This is a genomic window from Alphaproteobacteria bacterium (assembly GCA_019635875.1).
Lineage (GTDB): Bacteria > Pseudomonadota > Alphaproteobacteria > Reyranellales > Reyranellaceae > JAFAZJ01.
Window position 1 is genome coordinate 564,358 of the sequence record JAHBYP010000003.1, and the last position, 13,113, is coordinate 577,470.

At 68.1% G+C, this 13,113-nt stretch carries 13 protein-coding genes and 1 tRNA gene; 7 read left to right on the forward strand and 7 right to left on the reverse strand.

Translation table 11 applies throughout. From position 1 onward, the window contains the following. Positions 1-76: 76 nt before the first annotated feature. Positions 77-619: a hypothetical protein gene (locus tag KF889_13975; protein ID MBX3500552.1), complete on the forward strand. Its 543-nt coding sequence runs from the start codon at positions 77-79 to the stop codon at positions 617-619. A gap of 18 nt (positions 620-637) precedes the next feature. On the opposite strand, the gene KF889_13980 is transcribed toward KF889_13975, so the two are convergent. The 5 genes from KF889_13980 to KF889_14000 all read right to left on the reverse strand — a co-directional run bounded on the left by KF889_13980 (position 638) and on the right by KF889_14000 (position 4,252). Continuing rightward, a complete protein-coding gene (locus KF889_13980; GenBank protein MBX3500553.1) occupies positions 638-1,168 on the reverse strand; it encodes an OmpA family protein in 531 nt (176 codons plus the stop codon). A 68-nt stretch (positions 1,169-1,236) separates the two neighbouring features. Next, positions 1,237-2,166, reverse strand: a complete 930-nt coding sequence (locus KF889_13985; GenBank protein MBX3500554.1) for a nucleoside hydrolase — start codon at positions 2,164-2,166, stop codon at positions 1,237-1,239. Next, positions 2,163-3,344, reverse strand: coding sequence for an NAD(P)-binding domain-containing protein (locus KF889_13990; protein ID MBX3500555.1), 1,182 nt, complete (start codon positions 3,342-3,344; stop codon positions 2,163-2,165). Before KF889_13990 ends, KF889_13985 begins: the two co-directional genes overlap by 4 nt. Before the next feature lie 62 nt (positions 3,345-3,406). Next, a complete protein-coding gene (locus KF889_13995) occupies positions 3,407-3,967 on the reverse strand; it encodes an OsmC family protein (protein ID MBX3500556.1) in 561 nt (186 codons plus the stop codon). 210 nt (positions 3,968-4,177) lie between these two features. Continuing rightward, a tRNA-Val gene (locus tag KF889_14000) sits at positions 4,178-4,252 on the reverse strand. A 131-nt stretch (positions 4,253-4,383) separates the two neighbouring features. On the opposite strand from KF889_14000, the gene KF889_14005 reads away from it, so the two are divergent. The 6 genes from KF889_14005 to KF889_14030 all read left to right on the forward strand — a co-directional run bounded on the left by KF889_14005 (position 4,384) and on the right by KF889_14030 (position 9,886). Beyond that, positions 4,384-5,271, forward strand: a complete 888-nt coding sequence (locus KF889_14005) for an N-formylglutamate amidohydrolase (GenBank protein ID MBX3500557.1) — start codon at positions 4,384-4,386, stop codon at positions 5,269-5,271. Positions 5,272-5,634: 363 nt separating this feature from the next. Further along, the gene (locus KF889_14010) at positions 5,635-7,134 is read left to right on the forward strand and encodes a M81 family metallopeptidase (protein ID MBX3500558.1); all 1,500 of its coding nucleotides are present in this window, start codon (positions 5,635-5,637) and stop codon (positions 7,132-7,134) included. Beyond that, entirely contained in the window at positions 7,134-7,529 is a 396-nt protein-coding gene (locus KF889_14015) for a hypothetical protein (protein MBX3500559.1), read from the forward strand. Before KF889_14010 ends, KF889_14015 begins: the two co-directional genes overlap by 1 nt. A gap of 24 nt (positions 7,530-7,553) precedes the next feature. Continuing rightward, a complete protein-coding gene (locus KF889_14020) occupies positions 7,554-9,014 on the forward strand; it encodes a D-aminoacylase (protein MBX3500560.1) in 1,461 nt (486 codons plus the stop codon). After that, positions 9,014-9,355: a hypothetical protein gene (locus KF889_14025; protein MBX3500561.1), complete on the forward strand. Its 342-nt coding sequence runs from the start codon at positions 9,014-9,016 to the stop codon at positions 9,353-9,355. Before KF889_14020 ends, KF889_14025 begins: the two co-directional genes overlap by 1 nt. A 138-nt stretch (positions 9,356-9,493) precedes the next feature. Continuing rightward, complete coding sequence (locus KF889_14030; GenBank protein MBX3500562.1) at positions 9,494-9,886, forward strand: DUF805 domain-containing protein; 393 nt, start codon at positions 9,494-9,496, stop codon at positions 9,884-9,886. On the opposite strand, the gene KF889_14035 is transcribed toward KF889_14030, so the two are convergent. Together KF889_14035 and KF889_14040 are read right to left on the reverse strand one after the other, a co-directional pair. Continuing rightward, positions 9,883-11,355 carry a M81 family metallopeptidase gene (locus KF889_14035; protein MBX3500563.1) on the reverse strand — a complete coding sequence of 491 codons (1,473 nt, stop codon included), beginning with the start codon at positions 11,353-11,355 and terminating at the stop codon, positions 9,883-9,885. The two genes, KF889_14030 and KF889_14035, sit on opposite strands and share 4 nt — an antisense overlap. Positions 11,356-11,467: 112 nt before the next feature. Continuing rightward, positions 11,468-13,111 carry an ABC transporter ATP-binding protein gene (locus KF889_14040; protein MBX3500564.1) on the reverse strand — a complete coding sequence of 548 codons (1,644 nt, stop codon included), beginning with the start codon at positions 13,109-13,111 and terminating at the stop codon, positions 11,468-11,470. Positions 13,112-13,113: the final 2 nt, after the last annotated feature.

The following is a 13,113-nucleotide window of genomic DNA, read 5'->3' on the forward strand; positions in this document are numbered from 1 at the left end:
AATTGTGGAGATACCGCGACGCTTGTCGAGGGAAGCCCGCCGCGTCATCCTCGACGGCGAGATCGGGGAGGTCCACGTGGCCCGTCCAACCGTGTTCTGGATCGCGTCGATGCTGCTGCTGACGGCGGCCAGCGTGGCGCTGGCGCAGTTCGGCCCCTCGCAGCCGGGCAGCAGCCGCAACACGGGGCCGTTCGGCCCCTCGCCGCAACAGCACCCCTACCCGCAGCAACCCCATCCCCAGCAACCCTACCCGCGGCAGCCCTATCTCCAGCAGCCCTATCCGCAACAGGTACACGTCTCGCTGGTCGGCGTCTGGAGCACGACCTTGCATGACACGCGAGGCCAGGCCATCGCCTCGATATTCATCCAGTTCGCACCGGACGGTCGCTACCAGAAGCGCATGATCGTGCGCGGCGGCCAGACCGACGTCTTCGGCGTCTGGCAGTACGACGCGCAGAACGCGATACTGCATTCACAGGCGCAGGACTATGCGCCCAGAAACATCCCGCCGAGCGAGCCGATGGGTCAGACCTATTCGCTGCGCCTGCAATGGGTCAGCACCAACCACTTCATCACCCAGGATGTCAGCGGCCCGGTCCGCTGGGTGCGCCAGCAGTGACGGGACGGCGCTGCCGGCTCAGCGACCGAGATTGGTGATCTGCACCCGGCGATTGGCGGCGTCGGCGGGATTGGCGAGGTCGAGCGGCTTGCTGCTGCCGTAGCCCGTGGCGGTCAGCCGCTCGGGCGCGATCCGGTACTTGGCGATCAGGAAGTCGCGCACGGTGTTGGCGCGTTGTGTCGACAGACGCAGATTGTAGTCGCTCTCGCCGCTGGCGTCGGAATGCCCGCCGATCTCGAAGCGATAGCCGGCGAGCCTGGGATCGGCCAGCGCCGCGCCCAGCTTGTCGACCAGGGTGATGCCCGTCGCATCGAGCCTGGCCGAGTCGATCTCGAACGGGATGCGCATGTCGATGGTCGGCGGTCCCTGGATGGTGACGCGACCGCGCGTCAGGGAACGCGGCGCCCCGCCGGGCGGCGGCGGCGTCAGCCTGTCGACGATGTCGGACGAGCTCGGCGACGGCGGCGCCGGCTTGGCGCTGCCTTGCGCGAACGCCTCCGGCGCCATCGCGACGAGCAGGGGTACGACGAGCGCAAGGCGACGGCGCATGGATCCTCCGGCGATGTGACAGTTTCGTATCGTACCAGAATCCCGGACAATTCGCACGGCCTGTGGCCTCAGGGATAGGTCAGCAGCGTGTCGATGACCCGGTCGATCAGGGCGCGGGCATGCGATCGGGTCGCCAGCCGCACAGGCGCCACCGCCAAACGGCGCGCGCCGCGCAGGTCGCACACCGTTGCCCCGCGGGTATGGATGCCGGCGCATTCGACATGGACGATGGCGCCTTCGGTCTCGAGCAACGCTTCGTCGACATAGGGCACCAGGGCGCAGACGTCGTGCATCGAGGCCACGGCGCGGGCGAAGACCGCGCGCTGGCGCGCCAGGTAGAACGACACCAGGTCGGCGATCACGCCGGCGACCTTCCGCCCGCTGCCGCGCAGCCGTGCGATATCGGCGTCGTCGAACCCGGTGCGGCGCGTGACGTCGAGGCCGACCATGCGGATCGGCGCGCCCCAGCCGAACACCACGGCGGCCGCCTCCGGGTCGCAGAAGATGTTGAACTCCGCCGCCGGCGTGACGTTGCCGCCGGCGGCCGAGCCGCCCATGATCGTGATCTCACGCAGCCACGTGCGCAGCTTCGGTTCGCGCCTGAGCGCGACCGCGACATTGGTCTGCGGTCCGATCACCGCGAGGATCAGCTCGCCCTGGTGCCGCCGCGCGCTCTCGATGATGAAGTCGACGGCATGCGTGTCGACCGGCTTGCGCGTGGGCGTCGGCAGGTCGTGGCCGTCGAGCCCGCTCTTGCCGTGGACATGCGCCGCGTCGACGGTCGAGCCGACCAGCGGCTGGGCGAAGCCTTCGGCGAGGGGAACGTCGATGCCGCCCAGCTCGAGCACCGCCAGCGCGTTGCGCGTGCTGTTGGCCAGCGAGCTGTTGCCGTGCGTCGTGGTCACGCCCACGAGATCGAAATGCCGCGCGCCGAAGAGCAGCGCCACGGCATCGTCGTGGCCGGGGTCGCAGTCGATAAGGAGCTTGGGTCTGGTCATCGCGCGAGATACTGCACCAGATGATCCGCGAGGTCGCGCGCATCGTCGCCCGCGCCGTCGATCAGCACCGATTTGCGCCGGCGCAGGAACTGCATGCCCATCAGGTACAGGCCCGGCGCCTCGACGACGCCGCCGTCATGGCGGATCCGTCCCTTGCGGTCGACAACCGGCACGTGCAGCCAGGAGTGATCGGGCAGGTAACCCGTGGCCCAGACGATGCTGTGGATGTTCGCCTTGGCAAGGTCGAGCATCAGGGGCGGCTCCTCGGGAACCTCGGTAGGCGGCAGCCGCTCCGGCGGCCCCACCGCATCGTCGAGGCCGTTGGCGGTCGCCCACTCGTCGATCGTGTTCAGCAGCCGGTTCATCTTGAGGTCGGAGAGCGCGCACTGATTGCGCAGCGCGCCGGAGAACAGCGCCTTGCCGTCGCGCATCGCCTGCAGGCGGCCGACCAGCGCCACGCCGATCGCGGTGAGGGCGTTGAGGTCGAGCGTGGCGCGCGGGATCGAGCCGGCGAGTTGCAGCGACGGCACGCGTCGGGCGCGCGTGATGTCGTCGACCTCGTCGTACCGCATGTCCTGCACGCCCGCGGCGTCCATCCACCACTGGATGTCCTTGCCACGATAGACGCGCGGCGCGCGGATGTGCTCGCCGACGGCGATGGTCACGGGACGGCCGGACCGGTGGATCTCGTCGGCGAGCTGCGTGCCGGTGGCCGAGGCGCCCACGACCAGCACCCCGCCCCGCGGTAGCTGGTCGGGATTGCGGTAGGCCATCGCGGTGATGGTCGTGATCGAAGACGGCACGCCGCAAGCCGCTTCGGGCACCTGCGCGACGTTGCAGGCGCCGGAGGCGAGCACGACCGTGCGGGCGCGCCACGGGCCCTTGTCCGTCTCGACGACGTATTCGCCATCGGACTCGCGCACCGAGGTCACTGCGGTGTGCGTGCGCACCGGTGCGGCGATGACCTGGGCGTAGCGCTCGAGGAAGGCGATCACCTCGGGCATCGTGCGATAGCCGTCGGGGTCGTCGCCTTCGTAGCCATAGCCGGGCAGGCGGCTTTGCCAGTTGGGCGTCAGCAGCCGAAGCGAGTCCCAGCGCTCGGTGCGCCAGGAATTGGCGACCGTGCCGCGCTCGAGCAGGACGTGGTCGATGCCGCGCTCGGCGAGGCACCGGCTCATCGCCAGGCCGGCGTGGCCGGCGCCGACGATGACTGTCGTGGGCTTGCGAACGGTCGCCGCTCCTATTTCACCGCAACCGTGACGTTGGTCGGATTGGTGACGATGTCGTAAACCGCCGAGCGCTTCTGCGACTGGGCGACCAGCGCCTCGATGTCCTCGCGCTTGGCGTCGGCATCGATGTCGTAGGTCACCTTGATGCCCTTGAAGCCGTTGCGCACCTCGTCGTCGATGCCGAGGATGCCCTGCAGGTCCATGTCGCCCTCGATCGTCGCCTTGACCGAGCGCAGCTGGATGTTGCGGTACTGCGCGACCGAGGCGATGCCGGCGGTGAGGCAGCTCGCCAGGCCCACCAGCACGTACTCGACCGGGGTGGCGCCGAGATCCTCGGCGGCGAACACTTCGGGATGATCGGCGTCGAAGCGGAAGGTCTTTTTGCGCGCCTGCTCGGCACCCAGGCCGAAGAAATTCTCGACGGTCGAATGGCTGTGCGTGCCGTTCTTCCATTCGCAGGTCGCGCGCCACTGGAACTGGGCCGCCGCGGGCGTGGCGGTCAGCGCCTCTTTCGCGCCGAGGAGATGCTGGACGTTGACACCGTTGTTCGCGGATTTCGTCGCTTCGGACATGGGATGACTCCATCGACAGCCGTGTGAAAGGAAGTCAACACTGTGTGCTGGATCGTCCCGGCCCCAACGAGACGCGGGCATCATCCTAGGCCCTCCCCGCGCACGCTGTCTCGCGCCAAGCGCGAATCGGCATCGCCGCGCAGCGCAAGAAAATGCCGCGTCCATGAATAGATAAAGTTGCTGGAGTGCTTCGGCCCGGCAGCGGAGCGATGGTGGGCGCGACAGGGATTGAACCTGTGACCCCTACCATGTCAAGGTAGTGCTCTCCCGCTGAGCTACGCGCCCTCAAGGGCCCGCTCCACCCCGCCGGACCGAAGCGGGCGGTGCTGTAACGCATCGGTTCCTTGTTGGCAAGTCGCAGCCGCCCGGCGCGACTGGCGGATGACGGCAGGGCCGAATCGGTCTAATCATGACGCATGGAATCGAGTCCCGCCGCGCAGCCATCGCCGCCGATCGAGATCGACCGCCCGGTGGCCCAGACCCTGCCGGTGGTCCTGGCTTCGCCGCACAGCGGACGCGCCTATCCTGCCGACTTCCTGCGCCAGACCCATCTCGACATGGCCGTGCTGCGGCGCGCCGAGGACGCCTATGTCGACGACCTGTTCGGGCTGGCAGCCAGGTCGGGCGTGCCGATGCTCAAGGCGCTCTACCCGCGCTCCTTCGTCGATGCCAACCGCGAGCCCTACGAGGTCGATCCGGCGATGTTCGAGGGTGCCCTGCCCGGGAGCGCCAATACCCGCTCGCCGCGGGTCGCCGCCGGTCTTGGCTGCCTGCCGCGCGTCGCCTTCGACGGCCAGCCGCTCTACCGCCGCCGCTTGCCGGTGGCGGAGCTGGAGCGCCGCCTGGCCTGGTACTACCGGCCCTACCACGCCGCCCTGCGCAAGCTGCTCGACGAGACGCTGGAGCGTTTCGGCCACTGCATCCTGGTCGATTGCCATTCGATGCCCTCGAACTCCCCCGTCGGCCTGGGCGGCAAGGGCGGCCGGGTCGATTTCGTGCTCGGCGACAACCATGGCGCGGCCTGTGCGCCGGCACTGATCGGGCTGGCCGAGGGCTGGCTGCGGGTGCGCGGCTACCGGGCGGTGCGCAACCAGCCCTATGCCGGCGGCTTCACCACCCAGCATTACGGCGCGCCGATCCAGGGCGTCCATGTCCTGCAGGTCGAGATCAACCGGGCGCTCTACATGGACGAGGCGGCGATGCGCCCGCATGCCGGCTTCGCGCCGCTGTCGCGCCACCTCGCGGAGTTCATCGAGGATGTCGGCCACGCCACGTTGGGCCACGCCGCCTTCGCCGCCGAATAGCCAACCCGCCTTCCAGCGCTCGGAACGAAAAAAAGGCGGTGTCAAAGACACCGCCCGAGTTTTAGGGAGGAAACGCCCAAGACGGGCATTGCGACAAACAAAGAGGTCGTCGAAACGACGTTTGCCGCAGGCCGAATATGGTGCATCTGCGAAGACGTAGCAAGAGAAAATTAGCTCTTTAATTTCAAGAGATAAACGCTTGTTCACCAAATCGGCGGTGCGAGTCGATTTTGCAACGCAGCAGATTTTCACATGCGAGCCTTGCAGGTTCTCATCCGACCCATGCCGGCATGAGGCTGTTCGCGCGCCGCCCCGCCGGGCACGATCGGTGTTGATTTCACCGACCGATCAAGGAGTTCGCGGATGCCCCGCAGAATCGTCATCGCCATGATGATGCACGAGACCAACACCTTCTCGCCGGTGCCCACGCCGCTGGCCTCGTTCGGGCCGGCAGGGCCCCTGGCCGGTGTCGCGGCGATCGCCGAGGCGGAGGGCACCAACACGACGATCGGCGGCTTCATCAAGGTGGCGCGGCGGATCGGCGCGGAGATCGCCGTGCCGCTGGCGGCCAGCGCCCATCCCTCGGGCTTCGTCGACGAGGGCGCCTACGAGCAGATGGTCGCGGCCATCCTCGAGGGTATCGGCAAGGGCTGCGACGCGGTGTTCCTCGCCCTGCACGGCGCCATGGTGGCCGAGCATCTCGACGACGGCGAAGGCGAGCTGCTGCGGCGCATCCGCGCCCTGGCGCCCCGCCTGCCGATCGCCGTCGGGCTGGATTTCCACACCCAGCTCACGGCCGCGATGGTCGAGAATTGCGACGTCATCGCCGGCTACCGTACCTACCCGCATATCGACATGGGCCATACCGGCGAACGCGCCGGCAACACGCTGGTGCGCATGCTCGACGGCGAGGTCGAGCCGCGGATGGTGTGGGGCGTACGGCCGATGCTGACCAGCTCGCTGGTGCACACGCCCTCGCGCCAGCCCATGAAGGACATCATGGACATGGCCAATGCGGCCGAGGATTCCGGCCAGGTGCTCAACGCCTCGGTGTTCGGCGGCTTCCCGCAGGCCGACATTCCGCACCTCTCCTGTTCTGCCGTGATCGTCTGCGACAAGCGCACGGCGGAGGGCGAGATCCTGCTCAACCGCCTGCTCGACATGGCATGGGACCGGCGCGAGGCCTTTCTCTACAGGGGCGCGCCGCTCGCCGAGCAGGTCGCCGGCGCCAAGAAGCTCGAGGGCGGGCCGATCATCCTGGCCGATCACGGCGACAACACGGCCTCCGGCGGCACGCAGGACGTGATGAGCGTGGTCGAGGAGGCACAGAAGCAGGGCCTCGAGGATGTCTGCGCCGGGCCGATCTGGGATCCCGGCGCGGTGGCCAGGATGATCGAGGCCGGCATAGGCGCCACGGTGAGCCTGGATCTCGGCGGCAATGTCGACATGCCGCAGCTGCACCTCAAGGGCAAGCCGCTGAAGGTCAGCGGCACCGTCAAGTGCATCACCGACGGCGAGTTCGTCGTCACCGGGCCGATGGCCACCGGCACCAAGGTGCGCATGGGTCGCACCGCCGTCCTCGACACGGGGAGGATGCAGATCGTCGTCTCCGAAAAGCGCAGCGAACCCTACGACCTGGGCGTCTTCACCCATTGCGGCATCGATCCGCGGCGCAAGAGGTACGTCATCATCAAGTCGCGCCAGCATTTCCGCGCCGGCTTCGAGCCGATCGCCAGGCACATCGTGATGTGCGACGGCGATGGCTGCACCAGTTCCGACCTGTCGCTGTTCACCTATGTCAACCGGCGCAAGCCGATGTATCCATTCGAGCCCGATCTCCAGCTTGGCCGCAACGAGGCGTGATGAGGAAGGACTGGCGATTGCCCGGTGCGGCGCTGCTGCTCCTGATGACGATCGAAGGCGCCGCCGCCGGCGAACGGTGGGCCGGGATATCGTCGGCCGACCATTTCGGTACCGGCCCCTGCCCGATGGTCGCGTTCACCCTCAACGTCGACGGCGTCGCGATCGAAGGTTCCGCGGAATCCGAGGCGACGGGCAGCAGGGTCACATGGAGTGTCCGCGGCCGACGGACACACGATTTCATCCAGCTGGAGATGAGTCGTCGCCCCTCGATCTGGGCGCGAAGGCTGCGGCTGCAGTGGACAGGATTTCAGCGGCACGGTCTTATGCAGTTGACGACCAATCGTGACGAGTCCTGTCGCCGGCCCCGGTCGGTAAACCTGAGGCGAATCGATTGAGACCGAGCGTTCAGGAGCATCTTCATGGCCGCCCATGACCTCATCCTTCGCAACGGCACGCTGATCGACGGCAGCGGCGAGCCGCGCCGCGCCGCCGACATCGCCATCAAGGGCGATCGCATCGTCGCCATCGGTGCCGCGCGCACCCTGAAGGGCGACAACGAGATCGATGTCGCCGGCAAGGTCGTGGCGCCGGGCTTCATCGACGTGCACACCCACGACGACACGGCGCTGATCGAGAATCCCGGCATGGCGATGAAGGCCAGCCAGGGCGTGACGACCGTGGTCTGCGGCAATTGCGGCTTCAGCGCCGCGCCCTACAGCGGGCTGAAGCCGGTGCCGCACAATCTCTCGCTGATCGTCAAGCAGGAGAAGTACCTGACACAGAGCTTCGCCGCCTTCGCCGAGCTGGTCGAAGGCGCGCGGCCGGCGATCAACGGCGCCTTCCTGATCGGCCATGCGACCCTGCGTTACAGCGTGCTGGGCGATGATCTGGGCCGGCCGGCGAGCGACGCCGAGACGACCCGCATGCGCGACATGCTGGACAACGCGCTGGGCGACGGCGCCATCGGCATGTCGAGCGGGCTGTTCTACCCGCCGGCCGCCGCCGCCACGACCGACGAGGTCGCCGGCGTCGCCGAGCCGCTGGGCCGGCATGGCGGGGTCTACACCGCCCATATGCGCGACGAGGGCAACGACATCCTGGAGGCGATGGACGAGACCTTCGAGATCGGCCGGCGCGCCAAGGCCCAGGTCGTGGTCTCACACCACAAGTGCGCCAGCCGGCAGAATTTCGGCCGCATGCGCGAGACACTTCCCAAGTTCGACCAGGCGATGAAGGACTGGCCGATTGCCTTCGACGTCTATCCCTACGTCGCTGGCTCCACCATCCTGCGCAAGGAGATGCTGGACCGCGCCGACAAGGTGATGGTGACATGGTCGGAGGCCATGCCCTCGGCCGGCGGGCGCGACCTGAAGGATGTCGCCGCCGAGCTCGGCTGCTCGATCTACGAAGCGGCCGACCGCCTGCAGCCAGCCGGCGCGATCTACTGGCAGATGAGCGAGGACGACGTGCGCAAGGCGCTGTCGCACCCCCAGGCGATGATCGGCAGCGACGGCCTGCCGCTCGACAAGCACCCGCATCCGCGCCTTTGGGGCACCTTCCCGCGCGTGCTGGGCCACTACAGCCGCGAATTGGGCCTGTTTCCGCTGGAGGAAGCGGTGCGCCGCATGACCTCGCTGTCGGCCAGGACCTTCGGCCTGTCGAAGCGTGGGCTGGTGCGCGAGGGCCACTACGCGGATATCTGCGTCTTCGACCCGGCGACGGTGATCGACACCGCCACGTTCGACGAGCCGATCAAGCCGGCCGAGGGCATCGTGCTGACCTTGTGCAACGGCGTGGTGGCGTGGCAGGGCGGGCATCCGGCCCTGGGTGGCGGCGGCCGGGTCCTGCGCCTGCAGGAACTGAAGAAGGAGGCGTCCTGATGCGATCGATCCCTCTGATGTGCGTCGCCGTGGCCCTGCCGACCCTGCTGCAGCCGGCGGCATCCTTCGCCCAGACCACACCGACGCCAACCCAGCCCCAAACCGGCCGGCCGCTCGACCTGCCGCGTCACGACGATCCCAATGCCCCGACGCTCGGCGCCAGCCTTCGCGCCGGCTACCAGATCCGCACCGCCGTCCAGACCGTCGAGGCCAATCCGCTGATCTTCATCCAGAAGGACAGTTCGGCCCGCGTCTGCCGCGCGCCGATGCCCCGTGAAGGTGCGATTGCGCCGCGCTACGCACCCGATTTCGGCACCTACCGCTGCAGCGAAATCAAGTAAGCGCCTACGACTCATCGACAATCGCCCCCGGTGGACAAATCAATATGTGATTTGTCGCTCAATTTTTGGTACAATATGTGGTGTGATCGGCCTCGCAGTGGGGCCGATGCGTACCCTCTTGGGGGAGAAGATCCAATGATGGACCTGTTCTTCAGCTTCAACGGGCGGATCAACCGCGCGAAGTTCTGGCTCGGCACCGTGGCGCTGTTCGTCGTCTACGTCATCCTCATGGTCATCGGCGGCGGCGGCATGATGATGTCGATCGACCCCAACAACCCGCAGGCCGCCAGCGGCGGCATGGGCATCATGGGTATCGTCATCCTGATCGTCTACATCGCGATGATCTGGCCGTCCCTGGCGATCGGCGTGAAGCGCTTCCACGACCGCGACAAGTCGGGCTGGTGGGTGCTGATCGCCCTGGTGCCGATCATCGGCGGCCTGTGGTACCTGATCGAGTGCGGCTTCCTCGAAGGCACCAAGGGCCCGAACAAGTTCGGCCCCGATCCGCTGGGCCAGGCGGCGGTCGCCTAGGTTCCCGCGAAAGGATCCTGCACGAAGGGCCACTGGTCGCGTGGCGCCTTCGCGTAGGGCATGGTGCGGAAGTCCGGCGCGACGGCGCCGGGCACCGCGACGTACAAGATCTCCGATGCCACCGGCGCGTACTCCGCGTGGAAGTGCTGCATCGATTTGACGACGACGACCTTGCGGCTTGAAGGATCAACGCCGACATTGGTGAAGGCGTCGACGCTCTTGCATTGCGCGCGCAGCGTGCCGCAGACGATGGCGATGCCATCGACCTCGAAAGCCGCCATGTCGCCCACCGGCACGCGCGAATTGCCGAAGCCGTGTGTCGTCGCGTCGCGCTTCAGCCCGATCACCCGGGCGCGCAGGTCGAGCGCCGGGCCCGACATGGGCCCCAGCTTGCCGCCCAGCCGCACGTCGACCTCGGCGCCCTCGCCGACCTCGAAGGCGACGCGCACCGCCATCGGATCCCAGAACATGGCGATGGCGCCGTCCCGGATGCCGCGTTCGCGCATCGCCTGCAGGATGAAGGTAGAGTCGCTTGCGGCGCCGCCGCCGGCATTGTCGGAGACGTCGGCGATCACCAGCGGCTTGGGCAGGTTGTGCGAGGCGGCGCGCGCCATCGCCTGGTCGAGCGTGGCGTAGGCGGGTTGGGTCTCGGCGCGCATGGCATGGAACTCGCGGCCCAGCTCGGCCGCCAGCCGCTGGGCCTTGGCCCTGTCGCCATCGGTCACGACCAGCATCTTGCTGCCCATGTCGGGCACGTCGGCCCAGGGGAAGCCGTGGATCACGGAGATCGACAGCACGCCGTCCTTGCCCTCGAGCGCGGCGCATCGGTCGACGAAGCCCCGCATCGGCTGGCGCGTGGTGTGGAATACGCCGACGGTGCGGCAGTCGTACCAGCCCATGACGGGCTTCGCGCCGCGGTCGAGCACCGCCTCGAGGATGGTGAAGACCTCCTCGGCGCGCTCCTTGACGTCGATATGCGGATACTCCTTGAACAGCACGATCCAGCTCGCGTTGTCGAGCTTGAGCGCGCCGACATTGGCGTGCAGGTCGAGCTCGACGCCGATCGGCACGTCGGGGCCGACGGCGCGGCGCACATGCGCCAGCAGGTCGCCCTCGGCATCGTCGTAGCCCTCCGCCACCATCGCGCCGTGCAGCGAGAGCAGCACCGCGTCGACCGGCAGCGCCGCCTTCAGGTCGGCGACGATCTCGTCGCGGAAGGCTTCATAGACCTTCTGCACCGTCTTGCCCGCCGGCTGGGCGAAGGCGCAGAGGCTCTCGACGATGGTCCAGCCGCGCGCCTCGGCACGCCGGCGCCAGACCGCGAGCGGCAGGCCGAACATCGGCACCTTCTCGCCGTAGCTCGCCTTGCGGAAGAGGCAGGTCTCCTCGAACAGGCGCAGCCCGGTGGGCAGCGAGGAGAAGGTGTTGGTCTCGGTGCCCAGCGTGGCAGTAAAGATCTTGCGCGTCATGACCCGTTCTCTCGCCCGTCATCCCCGGGACCGTCCGCGGTCCCTGTGGCGCAGCGAGGGATCTAGGCAGCTGCCTGGATCCCTCGCTGCGCTCGGGATGACAGCGGGACGGCTACGCCGCCTCGAACTTGCCGAACTCCCAGTCGCGGCCGGGCGCGGCGGCCAGCAGGGCCTTGGTATAGGCGTGCTGCGGCCGCAGGAAGACATCGGCGACCGGACCGTACTCGACGACGATGCCCTTCTCCATCACCGCCACCTCGTGGCAGACCTGCGCCGCGACGCGCAGATCGTGGGTGATGAACAGCATCGCCAGATTGAGCCGCTGGCGGATCTCGTCGAGCAGGTCGAGCACCTGTGCCTGCACCGAGACGTCGAGAGCCGAGACCGCCTCGTCGGCGATCAGCAGCTCCGGCTCCATGGCGAGCGCGCGCGCGATGCAGATGCGCTGGCGCTGGCCGCCGGAGAACTGGTGCGGGTAGCGGTCGAGCGAGTCGGGATCGAGCCGCACCGTCTCCATCAGCTTGCGCGCCCGCGCCCAGGCCTCGGGGCGCCCCATGCCGAAATTCATCGGCCCCTCGATGATCGAGTCGCCGACGGTGCGCCTGGGGTTGAGCGAGCGGTAGGGGTCCTGGAAGACGATCTGGATGCGCCGGCGGTGGCGGCGCAGCAGGCGCTGCGGCATCAGGGCGACGTCGTCCTCGCCCAGCCGCACGCGACCCTCGGTGGGATCGATCAGGCGGGCGATGCAGCGCGCCACGGTCGACTTGCCCGAACCCGACTCGCCGACGATGCCGACCGATTCGCCCTGGCGGATCTCGATGTTGACCTTGTCGGCGGCCTTCACCGAGTGGCCTTTGCCGAACAGGCTGCCGCCGCCGTAGATCTTGGTCAGGTTCTCGGTGCGCAGCACCAGCTTGGCGGCGGTGGCGCGCGGCCGGTCGGCCGGATGCATGCTGGGCACCGAGGAGATCAGCATGCGCGAATAGGCGTGCTTGGGCCGCAGCAGGATGTCCTCGGTCGGCCCCATCTCGACCAGCTCGCCCAGGCGCAGCACGGCGACGCGATGGGCGATCTCGCGCACGACGCCGAAATCATGCGTGATGAAGAGCACGCCCATGCCCTTCTCGCGCTGGATGTCCTTGATCAGCTGCAGGATCTGCGCCTGCGTCGTGACGTCGAGCGCCGTGGTCGGCTCGTCGGCGATCAAGAGCGCCGGCTCGAGCACCAGGGCCATGGCGATCATCACGCGCTGGCGCTGGCCGCCCGAGAGCTGATGCGGATAGGAGGCGTAGATGCGCGGCGGCTCGGGCATGCGCACCTGCTCGAAGATCTGGATGATCTTGCGCTTGCGCTCCTCGGCCGGCATCTGGGTGTGCTCGCGCAGCACCTCGTCGATCTGGTCGCCGCAGGTCATGACCGGGTTGAGCGCGGTCATCGGCTCCTGGAAGATCATCGCCATGCGCACGCAGCGCAGCTCGCGCAGCCGCGCCTCGCTCGCCTGCGCCACGTCCTCGCCGTCGAGCAGCATCTGCCCGGCGGCCACCGGCAGCGCCTTGGGCAGCAGGCCCATCACGCCCTGGGCGATCACCGATTTGCCCGAACCCGACTCACCCACCAGGCAGACGATCTCGCCGGTCTTGACGGTGAAGCTCACCTTCTCGGCGGCGAAGGGGCGGTCGCCGCCCTTGGGCAGCGCGATCGACAGATCGCGCACGTCGAGAACCGGGCGCCCCTCACCCACGCTACTGGCATTCATCG

Coding starts and splice junctions, on each gene's coding strand:
- KF889_13980 (MBX3500553.1), bottom strand. CDS start 1,168: ATGCGCCGTCGCCTTGCGCTCGTCGTACCCCTGCTCGTCGCGATGGCG.
- KF889_13985 (MBX3500554.1), bottom strand. CDS start 2,166: ATGACCAGACCCAAGCTCCTTATCGACTGCGACCCCGGCCACGACGAT.
- KF889_13990 (MBX3500555.1), bottom strand. CDS start 3,344: ATGAGCCGGTGCCTCGCCGAGCGCGGCATCGACCACGTCCTGCTCGAG.
- KF889_13995 (MBX3500556.1), bottom strand. CDS start 3,967: ATGTCCGAAGCGACGAAATCCGCGAACAACGGTGTCAACGTCCAGCAT.
- KF889_14005 (MBX3500557.1), top strand. CDS start 4,384: ATGGAATCGAGTCCCGCCGCGCAGCCATCGCCGCCGATCGAGATCGAC.
- KF889_14010 (MBX3500558.1), top strand. CDS start 5,635: ATGCCCCGCAGAATCGTCATCGCCATGATGATGCACGAGACCAACACC.
- KF889_14015 (MBX3500559.1), top strand. CDS start 7,134: ATGAGGAAGGACTGGCGATTGCCCGGTGCGGCGCTGCTGCTCCTGATG.
- KF889_14020 (MBX3500560.1), top strand. CDS start 7,554: ATGGCCGCCCATGACCTCATCCTTCGCAACGGCACGCTGATCGACGGC.
- KF889_14025 (MBX3500561.1), top strand. CDS start 9,014: ATGCGATCGATCCCTCTGATGTGCGTCGCCGTGGCCCTGCCGACCCTG.
- KF889_14030 (MBX3500562.1), top strand. CDS start 9,494: ATGGACCTGTTCTTCAGCTTCAACGGGCGGATCAACCGCGCGAAGTTC.
- KF889_14035 (MBX3500563.1), bottom strand. CDS start 11,355: ATGACGCGCAAGATCTTTACTGCCACGCTGGGCACCGAGACCAACACC.
- KF889_14040 (MBX3500564.1), bottom strand. CDS start 13,111: ATGAATGCCAGTAGCGTGGGTGAGGGGCGCCCGGTTCTCGACGTGCGC.